The organism is Cellulomonas sp. EB106-03-03-XG116 (assembly GCF_058792015.1).
Window position 1 is genome coordinate 17,011 of the sequence record NZ_JBYTEP010000025.1, and the last position, 21,488, is coordinate 38,498.

Here is a 21,488-nt window from a genome sequence, read left to right on the forward strand (position 1 = left end):
GGAGCTTCAGATGTCCACCACCGCAGTACCCACGACCGGGTCCGACGCCACCGCGCCGGCCTGGGACGGTTTCGTCACCGGACCCTGGTGTGACGGGATCGACGTCCGCGACTTCATCCAGCGCAACTACACGCCGTACACCGGCGAGGCCGACTTCCTCGCCGGCCCCACGGAGCGCACCACCGGCATCTGGGCCCGGCTCAGCGAGATGTTCCCCGCCGAGCGGGCCAAGGGCGTCTACGACATCGACAACCACACCCCGTCGACGATCGTGTCGCACCCGGCCGGCTACATCGACCAGGACAACGAGCTGATCGTCGGCCTGCAGACCGACGCCCCGCTCAAGCGCGCGATGATCCCCAACGGCGGGTGGCGCATGGTTGAGAAGAGCCTCGAGACCTACGGCTACGACGTCGACCCCGAGGTCGCCAAGATCTTCACCACGTACCGCAAGACGCACAACGACGGCGTCTTCGACGTGTACCCCCCGAACGTCCGGGCCGCGCGCTCGTCGCACCTCATCACCGGCCTGCCCGACGCCTACGGCCGCGGCCGCATCATCGGCGACTACCGCCGCGTGGCGCTGTACGGCGTGGACGCGCTGATCGAGGCCAAGCGCCTGGAGCGGCACGAGATGGACATGGAGCCGTCGGTCGAGGACGTCATCCGCGACCGCGAGGAGAACGCGGAGCAGATCCGCGCGCTCGTCGAGCTCAAGCAGATGGCCGCGTCCTACGGCTACGACATCTCCAAGCCGGCGACCACCGCCCGCGAGGCCGTCCAGTGGCTGTACTTCGCCTACCTGGGCGCCGTGAAGGAGCAGAACGGCGCGGCGATGTCGCTGGGCCGCACCTCGACCTTCCTCGACGTGTACCTGCAGCGCGACCTCGCGTCGGGCGCGATCACCGAGGAGTTCGCGCAGGAGCTCATCGACGACTTCGTCATCAAGCTGCGCATCGTCCGGTTCCTGCGGACCCCCGAGTACGACCAGCTGTTCTCCGGCGACCCGACCTGGGTCACCGAGTCGATCGGCGGCATCGGCGAGGACGGGCGCCCGCTCGTCACCAAGTCGTCGTTCCGGTTCCTGCAGACGCTGTACAACATCGGCCCGGCCCCGGAGCCGAACCTGACCGTGCTGTGGAGCAACCGGCTGCCCGAGGGCTTCAAGAAGTTCTGCGCGCAGGTCTCGATCGACACCTCGGCGATCCAGTACGAGTCCGACGACCTGATCCGCACCTCGTGGGGCGACGACGCGGCGATCGCCTGCTGCGTGTCCCCGATGCGGGTCGGCAAGCAGATGCAGTTCTTCGGCGCCCGCGTCAACATCGCCAAGGCCCTGCTGTACGCGATCAACGGCGGCCGCGACGAGGTCTCCGGCAAGCAGGTCGCGCCGGTGTCCGCCCCGGTCGAGGGCGACGTCCTCGACTACGAGGACGTGGCGGCGAAGTACGACGCGCTGCTCGACTGGCTGGCCGAGACCTACGTCGACGCGCTGAACTGCGTGCACTACATGCACGACAAGTACGCGTACGAGCGGCTCGAGATGGCGCTGCACGACCGGCAGATCCTCCGGACCATGGCCTGCGGCATCGCCGGCCTGTCGGTCGTGGCGGACTCGCTGTCGGCCATCAAGTACGCCAAGGTCACGCCGGTGCGCGACGAGGACGGCCTGGTCACGGACTACGTGATCGAGGGCGACTTCCCGACGTACGGCAACGACGACGACCGCGCCGACGACATCGCCGTGGGCATCACCAAGGCGTTCATGGAGAAGATCCGGCGGCACAAGACCTACCGGAACTCGCTGCACACGCAGTCGGTGCTGACCATCACCTCGAACGTCGTCTACGGCAAGGCCACGGGCAACACCCCCGACGGCCGCCGCGCCGGCGAGCCGTTCGCCCCGGGCGCCAACCCGATGAACGGGCGCGACTCGCACGGCATGCTCGCCTCCGCGATGTCGGTCGCGAAGCTGCCGTACTCCGAGGCGATGGACGGCATCTCGCTCACCTCGACCGTCGTGCCCTCGGGCCTCGGCCGCACCAAGGAGGAGCAGGTGGCGAACCTGGTGGGCCTCATGGACGCGTACAACGTGTCCTCCGGCTACCACCTGAACGTCAACGTCCTCAACCGGGACACCCTCGAGGACGCCATGGAGCACCCCGAGAAGTACCCGCAGCTCACCATCCGGGTGTCGGGCTACGCCGTGAACTTCGTGCGGCTGACCCGCGAGCAGCAGCTCGACGTGCTGTCCCGGACGTTCCACGGCGGCGTCTGACGCCGCACCGGCGGACCACCGCCCGGCCCGGGGGAGCAGCCCCGGGCCGGGCGGCCCCGCCCCGCACGACCCGTACCACCCGCACCACCCAGCAGGACCCCGCGAGGAGGTCGCGACCATGAGCAGCAGCCAGTCCGTCGTCGGCGAGGGCGGCGCCCCGGTCATCGAGCTGGGCCTGCCCGTCACGGGCGGCTCGCACGAGCGGTCGACGGCCGGCACCGCGGGCCTCGCGGTGAGCGACGCGGAGCGCAGCGAGAAGTTCGCGCAGATGCGCGCCGGCGAGCTGGGGTCGCTGCACTCCTGGGAGCTCGTCACCGCGGTCGACGGCCCCGGCACCCGGCTCACGACCTTCCTGGCCGGCTGCCCGCTGCGCTGCCTCTACTGCCACAACCCCGACACGATGGAGATGCGCCGCGGCGAGCCCGTGCTGGCCGAGGAGCTGCTGCGCCGGATCCGGCGGTACGTCCCGGTGTTCGCCGTGACCGGCGGCGGCCTGACGATCTCCGGCGGCGAGCCGCTCATGCAGCCCGCGTTCGTCGCCCGGCTGCTCCGCGGGGCCAAGGAGCTCGGCGTGCACACCGCGATCGACACCTCCGGCTACCTCGGCGCGCACTGCTCGGACGCGATGCTCGCCGACATCGACCTGGTGCTGCTCGACGTGAAGTCGGGCATCCCCGAGACGTACAAGACGACCACCGGCCGGGACCTGCAGCCGACGCTCGACTTCGGCCGCCGGGTCGCGGCGAGCGGCACCGAGATCTGGATCCGGTTCGTGCTCGTGCCCGGGCTGACCGACGCGCCCGAGAACGTCGACGCGGTCGCCGACTACGTCGCCTCGCTGTCCACCGTCAGCCGGGTGGAGGTGCTGCCGTTCCACCAGATGGGGCGGGACAAGTGGCAGAGCCTGGGCCTGGCGTACGAGCTGGAGGACACCGAGCCGCCGAGCCCCGAGCTCGTGGCGCGGGTGCGGCAGCAGTTCCGGGACCGCGGGCTGACGGTGTTCTGAGCCGTGCCCGCGCCGAGCGCCGACGACCGTTGCTGGACCCTGCGTCTACTAGTGGTGGACACAATCCCCGCCGGGATGGGACAGTGACGTGGGCGTGACCTGGGCGGCGAGCGCCGACGAGCACGCGATTCCGCACGACGAGGCGCTCTACGCGATGGCGCACGCCCGGGTGGTGGTCCGGGAGTTCGGCCAGCCGCGCATCGGCCCGACCGCGCCGACGTTGTTCATCGGCCCGAGCCGGTTCGGCACCCTGGAGGTGCTGGCGGACGTGACCCCGCCGGACCGGGTGTGGATCTTCCACGTGATGCGGTTGCGGGAGTCGACCCGCTCGCGAGTCGGGTACCAGGAGGGGTGAGCGAGATGACGGAGCACGACGAGGTGCGTCTGGCGGCGTTCGCCGCCGACCCGGCGACCTGGGGCGAGCCGCGCGAGATCCTGACAGGCGACGCCGCATCTGCCTACGGGCGCTCCCTGCTCGAGGCCGCAGGTGTCGACGTCCGCGCCGTCGAGCGCTCGGTCGGCCGCCCCCGGGTGGGTGGTGGCGCGGGACGCCGAGGCGTGCGGTCGCCCCGGGTCAACGTGACGATCAGCGCCGCGCAGGAGGCAGCGATCGAGCGCCTCGAGCAGCAGGGTCTGACCCGGAGCCAGATCGTGCGGGACGCGCTCGACCGCTACCTCGAGGCCGGCTGAGCGTCGAGCCGGTCAGGCCGCCGCCGCGCTCGCGTCGGCGACACCCGGCGGGAGCAGCCGGCGCCCGAGCACGCGCTCGGACCAGCCGGTGCGGTCCAGCCACGGGCAGATCCCGCCCAGGTGCGCGGGCCAGCCGGCGCCGAGCAGCATCGCCAGGTCGACCTGGTCCGCCGACGGCACGACGCCCTCGTCCAGCAGGGAGCCGATCTCCTCGGCCAGCCCGTGGGCCACACGGTCGAGCACGGCGGCCTCCTGCTCGGCGCGGGTCCCGCCGGCCGTGGGCGCCCCGAACGCGTCCTGGATCGCGGGGTCGACGACGGGGAGGCCCGCGGGGCCTGGCACGGCGACGCCGCGGCCCTGCTCGACCAGCGCGTCCAGGCCCGGAGACCGCGGGTAGCGGTCGCCGAGCTCGTCGTGCAGCGTGACGAGGACGTGCCGGGCGACGGGCAGGCCGACGAGCTGCAGCAGCGCGAACGGGCTCATCGGCAGGCCGAGCGGGCGCAGCGCGGCGTCCGCGGCCTCGACGGGCGTGCCGTCCTCGACCGCGCCCAGCACGTCGGCGAGCATCCGCAGGAGCACCCGGTTGACGACGAAGCCGGGCCGGTCGGTCGTGCGCACGACGGTCTTGCCCGCGCGCCGCGCGACGTCGACGGCGGTGGCGAGCGCGGCGGCGTCCGAGGACGGCGTGGCGACGACCTCGACGAGCGGCATCTGGGCGACGGGGTTGAAGAAGTGCAGCCCGACGACCCGCTCCGGGTGCGCGAGGCCGTCGGCCATCGCGGTCACCGACAGGGCGGACGTGTTGGTGGCGAGGACGCAGTCCGGCCGGACCAGCGCCTCCACCTCGGCGAACACGGCGCGCTTGACGTCGAGCACCTCGGTGACCGCCTCGATCACGAGGTCCGCGTCGGCGAGGTCGGCCAGGTCGGTGCCGACCCGGACGCCGTCGAGCAGCGCGCGGCCCGCGTCCTCGGCCAACCGGCCGCGCGACACCGCGGACCCGACGAGGTCCCGCACCCGCTCGCGCCCGGCGGCGGCCCGCTCCTCGTCGACCTCGCGCATCGCCACCGGCACGCCGAGCCGCGACCCGAGCAGGACGGCGAGCTGCGCGGCCATCAGCCCGGCGCCGACGATGCCGACGCCCCGGATCTCGCGGGGTGCGGCGTCGTCCGCCTCGGCGCGGGCGGCGCGGCGGGCGCCCCGGCCGGTGAGCTCCGCGGCGTAGAGCGCGGCGCGGGCCTCGTCGGACGCGAGCAGCCGGGACAGGGCGTCGTCCTCGGCGTGGAAGCCGGCCTCCCGGTCGCGCGACCCCGCGCGGGCCAGCAGGTCCAGGACGTGCGCGTACGCGGGGGCGGCGCCGTGCAGCCGGGCGTCCAGGGTGGCGGCGGCGCGCGCGACCGGGTCGGGCTCGCCCTCCGGCACGGGCGGCACCGTCGCGGCGCGGCGGTCCGGCGATCCCGCGCGCAGCACGCCGGCGGTCCAGGCGAGCGCGGACTGCTCGAAGCCCTCGACGGGGAGCACGGCGTCCACCAGGCCGAGCTCCAGGGCCTGCTCGGCGGTGGTGAGCCGGTTGTTCGCGAGCGGGCGCAGCACGGCGAGGTCGACGGCGGCGGTCAGGCCGACCAGGCGGGGCAGCAGCCACGACCCGCCCCAGCCCGGCACGATGCCGAGCGACGCCTCCGGGAGCCCGATCGACCGGATGCCCGCGGCCGCGACGCGGTGGTCGCAGTGCAGGGCCAGCTCCAGGCCGCCGCCCAGGGCGTGGCCGGTCAGCCAGGCGAACGTCGGCACCGGCAGCTCGCCGAGCGGCCGGAGCGCGGCGTGGCCGGCCTCGGCGAGGGCGCGGGTCTGCTCGAGCCCGTCGAGGCGCCGGGCGACGGACAGGTCGGCGCCGGCGACGAAGCAGCCCGGGCGCCCGGTGACGGCCACGGCCGCGATCTCGCCGGCCTCGGCGCGGGCGCGCACGGCGTCCAGGGCCTCCCGGAGGACGGCGAGGCCGCGCGGGCCGAGGGTCGTGGGGCGGCGCTCGTCGGTCGCGGTGAGGGTGAGCAGGGCCAGCACGCCGGCGCCGTCCGGCAGGTCGACGTCCCGTGCGGTGACGCGCAGGACGTGGTCGTCGGCCTCGGCGGGGAGGTCGCGGGGCGCTGCGGCGGCGCCGTGCGCGTGGGCGCCGGGCGCGGCGGGGTCGCGCGGGGCGGACGACGGGGACGGCTCGGTGGCGGCGTGACGCATGCAGCACTCCCTGGGGACGACGGTGTCCGGTCGGAACACCGTGACCCTAGTCGCGCCGGTGCCCGCTGTCGCGGCGCCGGGGCGACGGCGCGCCGCGGCCCCGCAGGTCAGCGAGGGTCGGCGTCGGCACGTCAGCCGCCCGCCCGGTGCCCCCTCCGGTCGCCGAGGGGACAACCGACACGTCGAGTGCCTATCCCGTGGAGAGGCACTCGACGCGTCGGATGTGCACTCGCGGTGCATCCGGCGCGGGGCGGCGCGCAGGGCGCGGGGCAGTGGGGCAGTGGGGCGCGGCACGCCGGCCGCGGAGCCGGTCAGGCCGGGGTCGCGACCGCGGCGAAGGCCTCCGCCAGGCGCGGGGCCAGCAGCCCGATCTGCCACGGCCGCGCGCCGCCGGCCGCGAGGCGCTCGGCGAGGTGCTGCTCGTCGGCCGGGGTCGGCGGGGCCCAGCAGACCCGGCGCAGCAGGTCCGGCTGCAGCAGGTTCTCGGCCGGCACGGTGTGCGTCTCGGACAGCTCGGCCACGACGGCGCGCGCCGCGGTGAGCCGGACGGCGGCCGCCGGGTCGCGGTCGGCCCAGGCGCGCGGCGGCGGCGGGGCGTCGGTGCGCGGCCCGCGGCTGCTGGGCAGCTGGTCGTCGGGGAGCTGCAGGCCGGTGTCGATCGCGCGCTGCCAGAGCGCGGCGCGGCGCCGGGTGCCCTTGCCGGAGAACTGCGGCAGGGCCACGAGCTGCGGCACGGACCGGGGGAGCGCCTGGGCGGCGGCGACGATCGCGGCGTCGGGCAGGACGCGCCCGGGGGAGATGTCGCGCTGCCGGGCGTTCTCGTCGCGGGTCTCCCACAGCGAGCGGACGACGGCGAGCCGGCGCGGGTCGCGGATCGCGTGCACGCCGGACACCCGGCGCCACGGCTCGACGCGCGGCGCGGGCGGCGGGGCGAGGCGCACGGCCTCGAACTCCTCGGCGGCCCACTGCGCCTTGCCCGCGACGGCCAGCCGCTCGGCCAGCACCTCGCGCAGCTCGACCAGCACCTCGACGTCGAGCGCGGCGTACCGGAGCCACTGCTCGGGCAGCGGGCGGGTGGACCAGTCGACGGCGGAGTGCTCCTTGGCCAGCCCGAGGCCGAGCAGCTCGGCGACGACGGCGGCGAGGCCGACCCGCTCCAGCCCGAGGAGCCGGGCGCCGAGCTCGGTGTCGAAGACGCGCGACGGCCGCATGCCCTGCTCGGCGAGCGCCCCGAGGTCCTGGGAGGCGGCGTGCAGCACCCACTCGACGCCGACGAGGGCGTCGGACAGCGGGGACAGGTCGGGCAGGGCCACGGGGTCGATCAGCGCGGTGCCGGCGCCCTCGCGGCGCACCTGCACCAGGTAGTTGTGCTGCCCGTACCGGTAGCCGGACGCGCGCTCGGCGTCGACGGCGACGGGGCCGGTGCCCGCGCCGAACGCCTCGACCACCCGGGCGAAGGCCTCGGGGGTGTCGACGACGGCGGGCACGCCCTCGGCGGGCTCGGTGAGCGGGACGACGGCGGGCTCGGCGGGCGTCGTCGGCTCGGTCGCGTCCCCGGGGACGTCGTGGTCGGCGCCGGCCGGGGCGCTGGTCTCCTCGGCCGGGGTACCGGCCGGGTGCGGGACTGACTGCATGGGACAACCGTAGGCTGTCGGGGCGCCGCTCCCGGTCCGGCGCGCAGGGGCGGTGCCCCGCGCACCGTCCGGCGCCGCCGCCACCGCCACCGTCAGGCGAGCAGGCCGGTGCGGATGGAGATGGCGACCAGCGCGGCGCGGTCGCCGGTGCCGAGCTTGCGCGAGATGCGTGCGAGGTGGCTCTTCACGGTGAGCGCGGACAGGCCGAGCTCGTCGCCGATGGCCCGGTTGCTGAACCCGTCGGCGACGAGGCGCAGCACGCTGAGCTCGCGCGACGTGAGGTCGGGGCGGGTGCGCGCGAACGGCGACGGCACCGCGCCCGGGGCGGCGCCGGGCTGGCCGACGGTCGCGTTGGGCTCGGTGGCGACGGCGCCCCGGAGGCCGCCGGTGAGCAGGCCGACGAGGTCACGGCGCCCGGCCCGGCGGGCGAGCAGGATGACGCGGCCGGAGCCGCGGCGGCGCAGGTTCCGCACGAGGGTCTGCCCGTCGCCCTCGGCGAGCTCGGTGACGACGACGCACATCTGGCCCAGGGGCCGCCGACGGGGGTCGGTGCCCGTGCCGGCGCCCTGCGAGCCGGGGCGGCGCGCCTGCGTGGCGACCGCGCCCGCGCGGGCAGCCGGGACGCCCGGCGCGAGGCCGGTGCCTCGTCGAATCGGCTCGATGCTCACTGCTGTGCCCCCTTGACGGTCCACCACTTGCCCCTTCTATCGGTCCGCCGCCGAGGTGTCTTGAGCAGATCGGGTGACATCGTGACCCGCTCGTGACCCGGTTGTCACGGGCGCGCTCAGTGCCGCGGCCCCAGCGCGACCACGCCCTCGGGCAGCGGCGGCAGCCCGGCGACCGTGCACAGCAGGGTGCCCCACGCGCGCAGGTGCGGCGCGAGGTCCTCGTCGCGCGCCGTCCAGGAGGCACGCAGCTCGAGCTCGCAGAGCTCCGGGCGCTCGTCCAGGGCGCCGAACGACTGGGACAGCACGCGGGTCACGGTGCCGCCGGCGGCGCGGGCGTCGACGTCGGCGGACGCGAGCGCGTCCGAGAACCAGCTCCACGCCACCTCGGCGAGCAGCGGGTCCTGGCCGACCTCGGGCTCGAGCGTCGCGCGCACCAGGGTCACGAGCCGGAACGCGCCGTCCCAGGCCTCCTGGCCCGCGGGGTCGTGCAGCACGACGAACCGGCCGGACGCGAGCTCCTCGGCGTCGGGGTCGCGGCGGCCGCTGCGGACGTCCGCGACGAGGGCCGCGGTGTACGGGGCGATGCGCGCGGGACCGGGCGCCTCCTCGAGGGACACCTCGGGCCGCAGGGTGACGCCCCGCAGCGACCGCAGGGCGCGCAGGAACTCCGGTGGCGCGTCGCGGGGGCCGGTGCTCACAGCGCCGAGCGTAGGGGCGCCGCTCTCGTCCTGCGGTCGCGGCACGCCGGGCGGCGAGGCCCCGGACTAGGGTGAACCTGCCCTGGCACCCCCTCGAAGGAGCACCCGCGCATGTCTGCACCCGCCGCACAGATCGGCGTCACCGGCCTCGCCGTCATGGGCCGCAACCTCGCCCGCAACCTGGCCCGGCACGGCTACACGGTCGCGGTGCACAACCGCTCGCAGGCGAAGACCGACTCGCTGATCGCGGACCACGGCGACGAGGGCACCTTCGTGCCGTCGGTGACCACCGAGGAGTTCGTGGCGTCGCTCGAGCGGCCGCGCAAGGTCATCATCATGGTCAAGGCCGGCGGCCCGACGGACGCGGTGATCGACGAGCTGGTGCCGCTGCTGGACGAGGGCGACATCGTCATCGACGCGGGCAACGCGCACTTCCCGGACACCCGCCGCCGCGAGGCCGCGCTGAGGGCCAAGGGGCTGCACTTCGTCGGCACCGGCGTGTCCGGCGGCGAGGAGGGCGCGCTCAACGGCCCGTCGATCATGCCGGGCGGCTCGCGCGAGTCGTACGCGGTGCTGGGCCCGATCCTCGAGGACATCTCCGCCAAGGTCGACGGCACCCCGTGCTGCACCTACGTCGGCCCCGACGGCGCCGGGCACTTCGTCAAGATGGTGCACAACGGCATCGAGTACGCCGACATGCAGCTGATCGCCGAGGCGTACGACCTGCTCAAGCAGGGCCTGGGCGCGTCCGCCGCGGAGATCGCCGACATCTTCCGGACCTGGAACGAGGGGGACCTCGAGTCGTTCCTCATCGAGATCACCGCCGAGGTGCTGTCCCAGGTCGACGCCGAGACCGGGTCCGCGTTCGTGGACGTCGTCCTCGACCAGGCCGAGCAGAAGGGCACCGGCCGCTGGACGGTGCAGAACGGCCTGGACCTGGGCGTGCCGATCACCGGCATCGCGGAGGCCACGTTCGCCCGCGCGCTGTCCGGCTCGGTCCCGCAGCGCACCGCCGCCCGCGGCACGCTCCCCGCGCACGCCGGCGCCTTCGAGGTCGCCGACCGGGACGCGTTCATCGAGGACGTCCGCCTGGCGCTGTACGCGTCGAAGGTCGTCGCGTACTCGCAGGGCTTCGACCAGATCGCGGCCGCCTCCGCGGAGAACGGCTGGGACATCGACCGCGGTGCCATGGCCCGCATCTGGCGCGGCGGCTGCATCATCCGCGCCCGGTTCCTCAACCGGATCACCGAGGCGTACGAGCGGGACGCGGACCTGCCGCTGCTGCTCGCCGACGAGTACTTCACCGGCGCGGTCGGCAACGGCGTGCCCGCGTGGCGCCGGGTCGTGGCCCAGGCCGCGCTGGCCGGCGTGCCGACCCCGGCGTTCTCGTCCTCGCTGTCGTACTACGACGGCGTGCGGGCCGAGCGGCTGCCGGCGGCGCTGATCCAGGCCCAGCGCGACTTCTTCGGCGCGCACACCTACAAGCGCGTGGACAAGGACGGCACGTTCCACACCGAGTGGTCCGGCGACCGCGCCGAGCACGAGGCGTGAGCGCGGCGGACACGGCGCCGGGCGCGGAGGGGCTGCGCGACCTGCAGCCCGTCATGCTCGGCGCCGACATCGGCGTGTACGCGCTCGCGCGGGCGTTCCACGAGGCGTACGGCGTCCGGTCGGTCGTCGTGAGCGGGGCCGCCCTCGGGCCGGTCGCCGACTCCCGGATCGTGGACAACCGGCTCGTCGCGGACGGGCACGACCCGCGGCAGCTCGTGGACGCCGTGCTCGAGGTGGCCCGCGAGCAGGCCGGGAAGCGGCTGGTGCTGCTGGCGAACTCGGACTGGCTCGTCCGGGTGGTCGTCCAGCACCGCGCGGAGCTCGAGCCGCACTACGTGGTGCCGTTCCTCGACGAGGACCTCCTGGACCGGCTGTCGGACAAGGCGACGTTCGCCGAGATCGCCACCGACCTGGGCCTCGCCGTGCCGCGGACGATCGTGCAGGACTTCGCGCTCGCCGACGACCCGGCCTGGGCGCCGGTCCCGGTGGACGTCGGCTACCCGCTGATCGCCAAGGCGGCCAGCAGCGCCGACTACCAGGAGGTCGAGTTCCCGGGGAAGAAGAAGGTCTTCGAGATCGCCTCGGCCGACGAGCTCGACGCGCTGTGGGCGTCGCTGAAGGCCGCCGGGTTCCGCGGGCGGTTCGTCGTCCAGGAGCTCGTTCCGGGCGACGACACCCAGATGCGGTCGATCACCGCGTACGTGGACTCCCGCGGCTCGATCACGCTGCTCGCCTCCGCGCACGTGCTGCTCGAGGAGCACACGCCGTCCGGCCTGGGCAACCCGGCCGCGATGGTCGTCACCCGGGAGCAGGGGATGCTCGACCAGGCGGCGGCGCTCCTGCGCGGCGTGGGCTACGTCGGGTTCGCGAACTTCGACGTGAAGGTCGACCCCCGGGACGGGTCGTTCCGGTTCTTCGAGGTCAACCCGCGCATCGGGCGGAACAACTACTACGTGACGGCCGCCGGGGCGAACGTCGCGCGGTTCCTCGTCGAGGACCGGGTGCTCGACCGCGCCGTCGAGCCGGTCGTGGTGGACACCGAGGTGCTGTACTCGATCCTGCCGCACCGGCTGCTGCTGCGGTACGTGCTGGACCCGGCGCTGGCCGGGAAGGTGCGCGGGCTCATCCGGGCCGGGCGGGTGGCGCACCCGCTGCGGTACCGGCGCGACGCTGGGCTCAAGCGGCGCTGGTACGTGCTCGCCGCCGGGCTGAACCAGGTGCGCAAGTTCCGCCGGTACTACCCGGAGCCGACGAGCACGGGGTTCTGACCCCGCACGGCCCCGCACCACCGCACGACCCCACGGCCCGGTCCGCGACGCACCCGTCGCGACCGGGCCGTGCTGCGTGCCCCGACCGACGCTTGTGACCCGAGGCGCAAGGTCGCGCGGACAGCTACGGATGCGACGCAGGTCACTACCGAACCGCGCCCGCCCGGCTACCCATCGGGCGCGCGAACCGCGAGAGGTGGTCCGGCGGGCCGCCGCGCGCTCGACAGGCTCCCCGTGTCGCCCGGCATGCAGCCGGGCCCGCGGAGAGGACGACGCCATGGCGCGCAGCACCGACGGCACCGCCGCCGTCAGCGGGGTCCGGGCAGCCGATCTGAGCCCGGCCCGCCGGTGGGCCGTGCTGATCCTGGTCAGCATGGGCAGCTCCACCATCTACGCCCCGGCCTACCTGAAGAACACCTTCTACGACGCCCAGCTCGAGGCGCTGCACATCACCAACACCCAGGTCGGGCAGCTGATGAGCGCCTACGCCTGGACCGCCGTGGCCACCTACCTGTTCTCCGGCCTCATCGCGGACCGGGTGCGGATGCGCACGCTGAGCGCGACGGGCTTCTTCACGACGGCCGCCCTGACGTTCGCCTACGCGATGCTGCCGTCGTTCGGGCTGCTGATCGCGATCTTCATCGGCATGGGCTTCTCCTCGATCCTGCTGTGGTGGGGCTGCCGGTACAAGCTCGTCCGGCTGATCTCCACCGAGGAGGAGTACTCCCGGCAGATCGGCATCTCGTACGGGTTCTACGGCGCGGCGGGTCTGCTGATCGGCGTGATCGGCACCTGGATCCTCGGGGCGTTCTCCGACGACCCGGCGGCCGCGTTCCAGATGTTCCTGGTCGTGATCGGCGCGATGATCACGGTGCTCGGCGTGCTGTCCCTGGTGTGCATCCCGCGGTTCGACGGCGAGATCAGCAGCGGTGGCTCGGTGGGGGCGGTGGTCGCGGACGCGGCGCGGGCGCTGACCAACCCGGTCGTGCTGCTGACCTCGGTGACGCTGTTCTTCGTCTACTTCTTCTACACCTGCACGTCGTACACGGCGCCGTACATGACCGCGCTCGGCGCGGACGCGAACGTCACGAACGCGGTGTCGGTGGTCCGCACCTACGGCATCACGCTGCTGGCCGGCCCGCTGTTCGGCATGCTGGCGCACCGGGCGAAGAAGTCGTCCCTGGTGATCTGGATCGGCTGCGTCCTGGCGGCGGTCGCGTTCGCCGGGGTGGCCCTGCTGCCCGGGGACCGCGGCAGCATCGTGGCGATCGCCGTGCTGGCCGTCGCGCTCGGATTCATCTCCAACGGCGTGTTCGGCATCTGCTCCGGGATGCTCACCGAGGGCAAGGTGCCGCTGTCCGCCTTCGGCGCCGCCACCGGCGTGCTGTCCGTGATCGGCTTCCTGCCGGACACGTTCTCCGCGATCTGGCTGGGCTCGATCCTGGACCGGGCCGAGGAGGCCGGCGACGTCACCACCGCCTACCCGACGGTGTTCTGGATCCTGGCGGGCATCGCCGCGCTGGCCGCGGCCGCCGCGCTCGGGCTCTCGACCTACGTCCGGTCGCGCCGCGACGGGCTCGCCGCGGCGTACGAGGCGGCGCCGGCGGCCGAGGCGGCGGCCTGACGTGGCCGGCGTCGACGTGCTCGCCCGGTGCACCCCGCGGATGCGCGCGGTGCTCGCCACGACCGAGCGGCTGGCCACCGAGGTCGGCGTCCCCGGCGACGACCTGGCCGCGCGACGGGCGAGCTACGACGCCGAGCACCGGTACTGGAACGAGGGGGGCCCGGCGATGGCCCGCACCGTCGAGCGGACCGTGCCGACGCCGTACGGGGCGGTGCGGGTCCGGGAGCAGCACCCGGCCCCGGAGCACGACCCCGCCGCGGGCCACGTCGTCTACCTGCACGGCGGCGGGTTCGTGCTCGGCGGCCTGGACAGCCACGACCGGATCGTGCGCACCCTCGCCGCCGGGACCGGGGCGCGGGTCACGGCGGTGGACTACACGCTGTCCCCGGAGGCCCGGCACCCGCAGGCGGTGCACGAGTGCGCGGCCGTGGTCCGGGACGTCGCGGTCGCCGGCGAGGGCCCGGTCGCCCTCGCCGGCGACTCGGCGGGCGCGCACCTGGCGCTGGCCACCGCGCTGCACCTCGCGGACCGGGACCGCCCCGCGCTCGGGCCGCTGCTGCTCTGGTACGGCCTGTACGGCCTGCGGGACTCGGTGTCCCGCCGGCTGCTGGGTGGCCCCTGGGACGGGCTGACCCCGGCCGACCTGGCGGGGTACGTCGCCGCGTACCTCGGCGACGAGGCCGACGACCCGGCGGTGGACCTGCTGGCCGCCGACCTGTCGGCCCTGCCGCCGGTGTACCTCGCGGCGACGGACCTCGACCCCCTGCTGGACGACTCGGTGGCGCTCGCCCGGCTGCTGGGCACGGCGGGCGTGCCGCACCGGCTGCAGGTGTTCCCGGGCGTGCTGCACGCCTTCCTGCACTGCTCCCGCGACCTGCCCGAGGCGCGCGCGGCGCTCGCGGCCGGCGCCGAGTTCCACGCCGCGCACCGCCGGACCCACGCCGGCGACCCCCGCCCGTCCCACCCTTCGAGAGAGGCCCCCCGATGGACTTCCGACTGACCGAGGACCAGGACCTGATGGTCCAGGCCGTCCGCGAGCTGATGGAGCGCGAGGCCTGGGAGCCGTACTTCGCGCGCTGCGACGCCGAGCACGCCTACCCGGAGCGGTTCGTCGCCGCGCTGTGCGAGCTCGGCGTGGACACCCTGCTGCTGCCCGAGGCCCACGGCGGGCTGGCTGCCGGCTGGACCACGGTGGCCGCCGTGTGGGAGGAGCTCGGCCGGCACGGCGTGCCGACGTACGTCCTCTACCAGCTGCCGACGCTGGGGACGGTGCTGGAGGTCGGCACGCCGGAGCAGATCGAGAAGATCCTGTCCTACGTCGGCACCGGCAAGCAGATCTGGAACTTCGCGATGACCGAGCCGGGCGCCGGGTCGAGCTTCGCCGCGATGGCGACCACGTACTCCCGCCGGGACGGCAAGGTGTACCTGAACGGGCACAAGACGTTCATCACCTCCTCGCTCGGCGTGGACCAGCTCGTCGTGATGGCCCGGAACGCCGACGACCTCGACCAGTACACCGAGTGGTTCGTCGACCTGTCGCTGCCCGGCATCACCCGCGAACCCCTGGACAAGCTCGGCCTGCGGATGGACTCGTGCTGCGAGGTCTACTTCGACGACGTGCAGCTGCGCGAGCAGGACATGTTCGGGCGGGAGGGCGAGGGCTTCGCCCGCACCGTCGCGGACTTCGACCTGGAGCGGTTCCTCGTGGCCGCCTGCGACTACGGCTGGGCGCTGTGCGCGTACGAGGACGCCTGCCGGTACGCCAACCAGCGCGAGCAGGGCGGGCAGGCGATCGGCCGCTACCAGCTGATCCAGGACAAGGTCGCCCGGATGCGGATCGCGCTCAGCACCATGCGGAACATGGTCTACGAGACGGCCTGGAAGGCGGACAACGGCCTGCTCGGCAAGGGCGACTGCTCGATGGCCAAGCTGTACTGCACCCAGGCCGCCGCGCAGGTGGTGGACGACGCGATCCAGGTCCTGGGCGGGATCGCGGTCACCGGGGCGCACCGGGTCGCGCGGTTCTACCGCGACCTGCGGGTGGAGCGGATCAGCGGCGGCACCGACGAGATGATGGTGCTGACCGTCGGGCGCGCCGCGCTGAAGGAGTACCGCTGATGCCCGGGGCGGTCCCCGCGTTCGGGGCGCTGTCCGGGGTCAAGGTCGTGTACGCCGCGGTGGAGATCGCCGCGCCGACCGCCGCCGCGCTGATGGCGGAGTGGGGCGCGGACGTGGTGTGGGTGGAGAACACCCGCACCGGCGACTCGATGCGCGACACCACCTGGGTCAAGGAGATGGAGCGGCGCAACCAGCGCTCGATCGGGCTGAACCCGTTCACGGACGAGGGCCGGGAGGTGCTGCTGGACCTGATCGCGGACGCGGACATCTTCATCGAGTCCTCCAAGGGCCCGACCTACGCCCGCCGCGGCATCACCGACGAGCTGCTCTGGGAGCGGAACCCGGCGCTGGTCATCGTGCACGTGTCCGGGTTCGGCCAGTACGGGGTGCCGGAGCGGGTGAACCGGGCCGCGTACGACCTGACCGTGCAGGCCTACTCGGGGTACCTGGCGCAGAACGGCACCCCGGAGCAGCCGATGGCCCCGCTGCCGTACGTCGGGGACTACTTCACCTCGGAGATGGTCACCGCCTCTGCGCTCGCGGCGCTGCACCGCGCCCGGGCCACCGGGCAGGGCGACAGCATCGACGTGGCGATGTACGAGGTGATGCTCCGGGTCGGCGCGTACTACCTGATGGACTACCTGAACGCGGGCACGCGCTACCCGCGCCCGGGCGCCCGGCACCCCAACCTGTGCGGCATCGGCGAGTACCGGTGCGCCGACGGCTTCATCGGGCTGTGCGTGTACGGGGTGCCGCAGAACAAGTACCTGCTGGAGCGGATCGGCCTCGGGCACCTGTGGGGGACCGAGGACTACCCGGAGGACACCGCGGCGCTGTGGCTCGACGGCCCGGCCGCGGACCTGATCGAGCAGAAGCTCGACGAGTTCTGCCTGACCCAGCAGGCCCGGGAGCTGGAGGACGAGTTCTCCGCCGTGGGGATCGCCGCCAACGCGGTGCTGGAGTTCGACCAGCTGCTCGCCGAGCCGCACCTGGCGGAGCGTGAGGCGATCGTCGACTGGGAGACCCAGGACGGCACCGCGGTGCGCGGGGTGGGCATCGTCCCGAAGTTCACCCGCAACCCCGGCCGGATCTGGCGCCCCATGCCCACGCACGGCATGGACACCGACGCGGTGCTGGCCGAGGCCGGCTACACCCCGGAGGGGATCGCCCGGCTGGCCGCGAACGGCACGATCCGCCGGGGGTGAGCACGGTGACGGTGACGGACCCGGGGCGGGCGCGGACGCTGCCCGAGCTCTGGCGGGCGCAGGTCGGCCGCCGCGGCGACCACCTCGCGCTGGTGACGGTGGCCTGCGACGGCGCGGTCCGGCGGCACGGCTACGCCGAGCTCGACCGGCTGGCCGCCGCCGGTGCGGCGCACCTCGCCCGCGCCGGGGTCGGCCCGGGGGACGCGGTGGTGCTGCACCTGCCGCTGGGGCCGGAGCTGGTGCAGGCGTACCTCGCGGTGTCCGGGCTCGGCGGGGTGGCGGTGGTGCTGCACCCCGGCACGCCAGCGCCGGAGTGCGCGCAGGTCGTCGCGCGCACCCGGGCCCGGGTCGTGGTCGCCGCGCCGGCGGTGGCGACCCGGTACGCGGGCACGCCGCCGACGGTGCTCGACGCCGCGGCCTGGGCGGACGGGGCGGGTGCCGCGGACGGGGCGGGCGTCCCGGTGCCCGACCTCGACCCGGCCGCCCCGGCGAGCATCGTGTTCACCTCCGGGTCCACCGCCACGCCGAAGGGCGTCGTGCTGTCCCAGGCCAACCTGGTGTTCTCCGGCCGGTTCGTCACCTGGCAGGCCGCGCTCACCGCGGACGACCGGCTGCTGACCACGATGCCGGCCTGCCACGTGAACTTCCAGCTCAACGCGTTGCTGCCCGTGCTCACCGCGGGCGCGACGTTGGTCGTCGTGGACCGGTACTCGGCCACCCGGTTCTGGCGGCAGGTCCGCGAGCACCGCGCCACCGTCGTGCAGTCCGTCGCCATGATGGTCCGCACCCAGCTCTGCCGGCCGGTCGAACCGGGGGAGCGGGACCACCGCGTGCGCGAGGTGCTGTACTACCTGCCGATCTCCGATGCCGAGAAGGCGGAGTACGAGCACCGGTTCGGTGTCCGCCTGCTCAACTCCTACGGCACCAGCGAGTGCCTGGTCGCCCCGCTCACCGACCCGCCGACCGGGCCGCGGCGCTGGCCGTCGGTCGGCCGGGTCGCGCCCGGGTACGCCGCACGGGTCGTGGACGACGACGGCCGGGAGCTGCCGCCCGGCGAGGTGGGCGAGATCCAGCTGCGCGGCGAGCCCGGCGTGTCCTTGATGTCCGGCTACCTGGACGACCCGGAGGCCACGGCCGCGCTGTACACCGCCGACGGCTGGATGCGCACGGGCGACCTCGGCCGGCGGGACGCGGACGGCTGGTTCTACTACGTGGAGCGGCGCTCGCGGATCATCAAGCGCGGCGCCGAGAACATCGCGCCGGCGCGCGTCGAGGCGGTGCTCGCCGAGCACCCCGGCGTCGCCGAGGTCGTCGTGCACGGCGTCCCGGACCCGGTGTACGACCAGGCGGTCCGCGCCGTGGTGGTCCCGGCGCCGGGCAGCGGCCTGACCGCCGCCGCGGTGCGGGCGCACTGCGCCGCCCGCCTGCCCCGGTACATGGTCCCCACCGTCGTCGACCTGGTGGACCGCCTGCCCCGCACCCGCAGCTACAAGGTCGCCACCGGCGCCCTGACCTGATCCGACCGGCACCCGAGAGGACGACGAGATGGCGATCAAGACCGAGATGGTCGGGCAGTGGTTCGGCCCGTTCGAGCAGGAGTACACCACCCGCGACCTGAGCCTGTTCGCGCTCGGCTCCGGCTGCGCGGTCGACGGCCGCACCGACCTGGAGTACGTGTACGAGAAGGACATGAAGGTGCTGCCCACCTTCGGCGCGATGCCGATCGTGGACTCCGAGGTGACCCGCACCATCGACTACGGCTACGACTACGCGGGCTCGCTGCACTGGAGCTTCGACCTGCGGTTCCACCGGCCGATCACCCAGCTCGCCGGGCGGCTGTCGACGAAGGTGCTGCTCAAGGGCCTGTACGACCGCGGCCCGGGCAAGGGCCTGCTCGCCCAGCACGTCGGGGACACCTACGACGGCGACGGGAACCTGCTGTTCACCAACGAGTCCTGGGACTGCCTGATCTACGACGGCGGCTGGGGCGGCCCTGCCGCGCCCAAGGACCTGGTGGAGATGCCGGACCGGCCGGCGGACGTCGCGGTCGAGGAGCGCATCCCCGAGAACCAGGCGCTGATCTACCGGCTCTCCGGCGACTACCACCCGCAGCACGTGGACTGGGAGTACGCGGCCGCGAACGGCCAGCCCCGGCCGATCCTGCACGCGGTGTCGTTCGCCGGGGTGGTGTGCCGGCACGCGATCCGCACCCTGCTGCCCGGCGAGCCCGAGCGGCTGACCCGGTTCAAGACCCGGATCACCGCCCCGGTGCTGCCCGGCACCACGGTGCGCACCGAGCTGTGGCGGATGGACGACCACCGGGCGCACTTCCGGCTCGTGGACGCCGACGACCCGGGTGCGAAGCCCTTCCTGAACTGGGGGGTCGTCGAGTGGGCCTGACCGCCCGCCAGCCCGGGTCCGGGCGGGTGCGGCTGGACGACGTGCCGATGACGCGGTTCCTCAAGCGGGTGACGGCGTTCTCGGCGGGCGGCCCGTTCCTGGACGGCTACGTGCTGTCCATCATCGGAGTCGCGCTCATCCAGCTCACGCCCGCCCTGGACCTGGACGCGCGGTGGATCGCCCTGATCGGTGCCGCCGCGCTCGCCGGGCTGTTCCTCGGCACCTCGGTCGGCGGCTACCTGACCGACCGGATCGGCCGCAAGCGGATGTTCGTCATCGACATCGTCGGCATCGGCGCGATCTCGGTCGGCACCGCGTTCGTCGGCGAGCCGTGGCAGCTCGTGGTGATGCGGTTCGCGATCGGCATCGTGATCGGCGCGGACTACCCGATCGCGACCTCGCTGGTCGCGGAGTTCACGCCGCGGCGGTACCGGTCGATCTCGATGGGCCTCATCGCGGCGGCCTGGTACCTCGGCGCGAACGTCGCCTACCTGGTCGGCTACCTGCTGCTCGACGTCGACGGCGGCTGGCGGTGGATGCTGGCCAGCGCGGTCGTGCCGTGCCTGGTGATCCTGGTCGGCAGGTGGGACATCCCGGAGTCGCCGCGGTGGCTGGCGCGCCGCGGCCGGGTCGCCGAGGCCCGGGCGATCGTGCACCGGGTGCTCGGCGCGGACGTCGAGCTGGAGCCGGAGGTCGGCGGCAAGGTGTCCTACGCCGCGCTGTTCCGTCGCGGCTACCTGGGCAAGGTGCTGTTCGTCGGCACCATCTGGCTGTGCCAGGCCGTGCCGATGTTCGCCATCTACACCTACGGGCCGCAGATCATGGCCGAGCTGGGCTTCGGGGAGCGGCAGGTCGCGACGATCGGCGAGATCGTGATCGGCACCTTCTTCCTGGTGGGCTGCCTCCCGGCGATGTACTGGGCGAACTCGCTCGGCCGGCGTCGGCTGCTGATCCTGAGCTTCACGATCATGACCGCCGCGCTCGGGCTGCTCGGTGCGCTGCCGGCCCCCGCGATGCTCGCCGTCGTCGGCTGCCTCGGGCTGTACGCGTTCTTCTCCGGCGGCCCCGGCAACCTGCAGTGGCTGTACCCGAACGAGCTGTTCCCGACCGAGATCCGTGCGTCCGCCGTGGGCGCCGCCATGGCGTTCAGCCGGATCGGGACCGTGATCTCCACCTATGTGCTGCCGGGGTTCCTGCTGACCTACGGCACCCGGGCCACCATGCTCGCCGGCGCCGCGATCTCCGGGCTCGGCCTGGTGGTGTCCCTGCTGTTCGCCCCGGAGACCCGGGGCCTGACGCTGACCGAGTCGGCGGCCCTGCCGCTCGGCCGAAGGAGGACCAGATGAGGATCGCCGTCGCCTACAAGTGGGCGCCGAACCCCCAGGACGCGACCGTCGGACCCGACGGCGTCGTGGACTGGAGCCGGGCCAAGCCCGCCGTGTCGGAGTACGACCTCGTGGCGATCGAGGTCGGCCGCCGCCTCGCCGACGAGGCCGGCGCCGAGCTCGTCGGGATCAGCGTGGGCGGCCCCGGGGTGGCCACGCCGCTGGCCCGGAAGGCCGCGCTGTCCCGGGGGCTGGACCGGGCCGTCGTGCTCGCCGACGCCGCGCTGGCGGAGGCCGGCAGCACCCGCACCGGGACGGCGCTCGCGGCGCTGGTCGAGCGGCTCGGCGGGGTCGACCTCGTGCTGGCGGGCGACTCGTCCGTCGACGTGGGAGCGCAGCTGGTTCCCGCGGTGCTCGCCGGGTCCCTCGGCTGGCCCGCCCTGAGCGGCGTGACCTCGGTGTCCGGCACGCCCGGGCACCTGACGGTGCACCGCGCGCACGCCGGCGGCTCCCAGGTGCTCGCGCTGACCGGGCCGGCCGTCCTGGCCGTGGCGGCCGACGCCGCGGTGCCGCGGGTGCCCGGGATGAAGGACATCCTCGCGGCGGGCAAGCGGCCCGTCGAGCAGGTCGACGCGACGCAGGTCCCCGCCGACGGCGCCGCGGTCGAGGTGATCGCCACCGCGCCGCCGGAGCTGCGCGACCGGCGCCGCCGCGTGATCGACGCGTCCGACCCCGCGGCTGCCGCGGCCGAGCTGGTGGCGGCGCTGCGCGCCGACGCCGTGATCTGAGGA

18 protein-coding genes are annotated in these 21,488 nt (G+C 74.3%); 14 read left to right on the plus strand and 4 right to left on the minus strand.

Going from position 1 to position 21,488, the window contains the following annotated elements:
• The first annotated feature begins 10 nt into the window (after positions 1-10).
• The 4 genes from pflB to AC3WUG_RS11005 all read left to right on the plus strand — a co-directional run bounded on the left by pflB (position 11) and on the right by AC3WUG_RS11005 (position 3,974).
• The gene (pflB, locus tag AC3WUG_RS10990) at positions 11-2,278 is read left to right on the plus strand and encodes a formate C-acetyltransferase (protein WP_492327692.1); all 2,268 of its coding nucleotides are present in this window, start codon (positions 11-13) and stop codon (positions 2,276-2,278) included.
• A 118-nt stretch (positions 2,279-2,396) separates the two neighbouring features.
• Positions 2,397-3,284 (plus strand): pyruvate formate-lyase-activating protein, encoded by an 888-nt coding sequence (gene pflA, locus AC3WUG_RS10995; protein ID WP_492327693.1) that lies wholly within the window; start codon positions 2,397-2,399, stop codon positions 3,282-3,284.
• Positions 3,285-3,378: 94 nt separating this feature from the next.
• Entirely contained in the window at positions 3,379-3,639 is a 261-nt protein-coding gene (locus AC3WUG_RS11000) for a hypothetical protein (protein WP_492327694.1), read from the plus strand.
• On the plus strand, positions 3,636-3,974 hold the full coding sequence (locus AC3WUG_RS11005) for a hypothetical protein (RefSeq protein ID WP_492327695.1): 339 nt from the start codon (positions 3,636-3,638) through the stop codon (positions 3,972-3,974). Before AC3WUG_RS11000 ends, AC3WUG_RS11005 begins: the two co-directional genes overlap by 4 nt.
• A gap of 12 nt (positions 3,975-3,986) precedes the next feature.
• On the opposite strand, the gene AC3WUG_RS11010 is transcribed toward AC3WUG_RS11005, so the two are convergent.
• The 4 genes from AC3WUG_RS11010 to AC3WUG_RS11025 all read right to left on the minus strand — a co-directional run bounded on the left by AC3WUG_RS11010 (position 3,987) and on the right by AC3WUG_RS11025 (position 9,206).
• The gene (locus tag AC3WUG_RS11010; RefSeq protein ID WP_492327696.1) at positions 3,987-6,206 is read right to left on the minus strand and encodes a 3-hydroxyacyl-CoA dehydrogenase NAD-binding domain-containing protein; all 2,220 of its coding nucleotides are present in this window, start codon (positions 6,204-6,206) and stop codon (positions 3,987-3,989) included.
• Between the two features lie 311 nt (positions 6,207-6,517).
• The gene (locus AC3WUG_RS11015; RefSeq protein ID WP_492327697.1) at positions 6,518-7,840 is read right to left on the minus strand and encodes an HRDC domain-containing protein; all 1,323 of its coding nucleotides are present in this window, start codon (positions 7,838-7,840) and stop codon (positions 6,518-6,520) included.
• Between the two features lie 92 nt (positions 7,841-7,932).
• The gene (locus tag AC3WUG_RS11020) at positions 7,933-8,508 is read right to left on the minus strand and encodes a helix-turn-helix transcriptional regulator (RefSeq protein ID WP_492327698.1); all 576 of its coding nucleotides are present in this window, start codon (positions 8,506-8,508) and stop codon (positions 7,933-7,935) included.
• A 116-nt stretch (positions 8,509-8,624) separates the two neighbouring features.
• Positions 8,625-9,206 (minus strand): DUF3000 domain-containing protein, encoded by a 582-nt coding sequence (locus AC3WUG_RS11025; RefSeq protein ID WP_147796503.1) that lies wholly within the window; start codon positions 9,204-9,206, stop codon positions 8,625-8,627.
• Between the two features lie 111 nt (positions 9,207-9,317).
• Between AC3WUG_RS11025 and gnd the strand changes: the two genes are divergently transcribed.
• From gnd to AC3WUG_RS11075, 10 genes are all read left to right on the plus strand, one after another.
• Entirely contained in the window at positions 9,318-10,757 is a 1,440-nt protein-coding gene (gnd, locus tag AC3WUG_RS11030; protein ID WP_492327699.1) for an NADP-dependent phosphogluconate dehydrogenase, read from the plus strand.
• On the plus strand, positions 10,754-12,025 hold the full coding sequence (locus tag AC3WUG_RS11035) for a carboxylate--amine ligase (RefSeq protein ID WP_492327700.1): 1,272 nt from the start codon (positions 10,754-10,756) through the stop codon (positions 12,023-12,025). Before gnd ends, AC3WUG_RS11035 begins: the two co-directional genes overlap by 4 nt.
• Positions 12,026-12,302: 277 nt before the next feature.
• Positions 12,303-13,649 carry an MFS transporter gene (locus AC3WUG_RS11040; protein WP_492327701.1) on the plus strand — a complete coding sequence of 449 codons (1,347 nt, stop codon included), beginning with the start codon at positions 12,303-12,305 and terminating at the stop codon, positions 13,647-13,649.
• Position 13,650: 1 nt separating this feature from the next.
• Complete coding sequence (locus tag AC3WUG_RS11045) at positions 13,651-14,649, plus strand: alpha/beta hydrolase fold domain-containing protein (protein WP_492327702.1); 999 nt, start codon at positions 13,651-13,653, stop codon at positions 14,647-14,649.
• Positions 14,634-15,767 (plus strand): crotonobetainyl-CoA dehydrogenase, encoded by a 1,134-nt coding sequence (gene caiA, locus AC3WUG_RS11050; RefSeq protein WP_492327703.1) that lies wholly within the window; start codon positions 14,634-14,636, stop codon positions 15,765-15,767. Before AC3WUG_RS11045 ends, caiA begins: the two co-directional genes overlap by 16 nt.
• A complete protein-coding gene (gene caiB, locus AC3WUG_RS11055) occupies positions 15,767-16,972 on the plus strand; it encodes an L-carnitine CoA-transferase (protein ID WP_492327704.1) in 1,206 nt (401 codons plus the stop codon). Before caiA ends, caiB begins: the two co-directional genes overlap by 1 nt.
• Positions 16,969-18,489, plus strand: a complete 1,521-nt coding sequence (locus AC3WUG_RS11060) for an AMP-binding protein (protein WP_492327705.1) — start codon at positions 16,969-16,971, stop codon at positions 18,487-18,489. The genes caiB and AC3WUG_RS11060 overlap by 4 nt, the downstream gene beginning before the upstream one ends.
• Positions 18,490-18,517: 28 nt before the next feature.
• On the plus strand, positions 18,518-19,372 hold the full coding sequence (locus AC3WUG_RS11065) for a MaoC/PaaZ C-terminal domain-containing protein (protein ID WP_492327706.1): 855 nt from the start codon (positions 18,518-18,520) through the stop codon (positions 19,370-19,372).
• Positions 19,363-20,718, plus strand: a complete 1,356-nt coding sequence (locus tag AC3WUG_RS11070; RefSeq protein ID WP_492327707.1) for an MFS transporter — start codon at positions 19,363-19,365, stop codon at positions 20,716-20,718. Before AC3WUG_RS11065 ends, AC3WUG_RS11070 begins: the two co-directional genes overlap by 10 nt.
• On the plus strand, positions 20,715-21,485 hold the full coding sequence (locus AC3WUG_RS11075) for an electron transfer flavoprotein subunit beta/FixA family protein (RefSeq protein ID WP_492327708.1): 771 nt from the start codon (positions 20,715-20,717) through the stop codon (positions 21,483-21,485). The genes AC3WUG_RS11070 and AC3WUG_RS11075 overlap by 4 nt, the downstream gene beginning before the upstream one ends.
• Positions 21,486-21,488 lie beyond the last annotated feature (3 nt).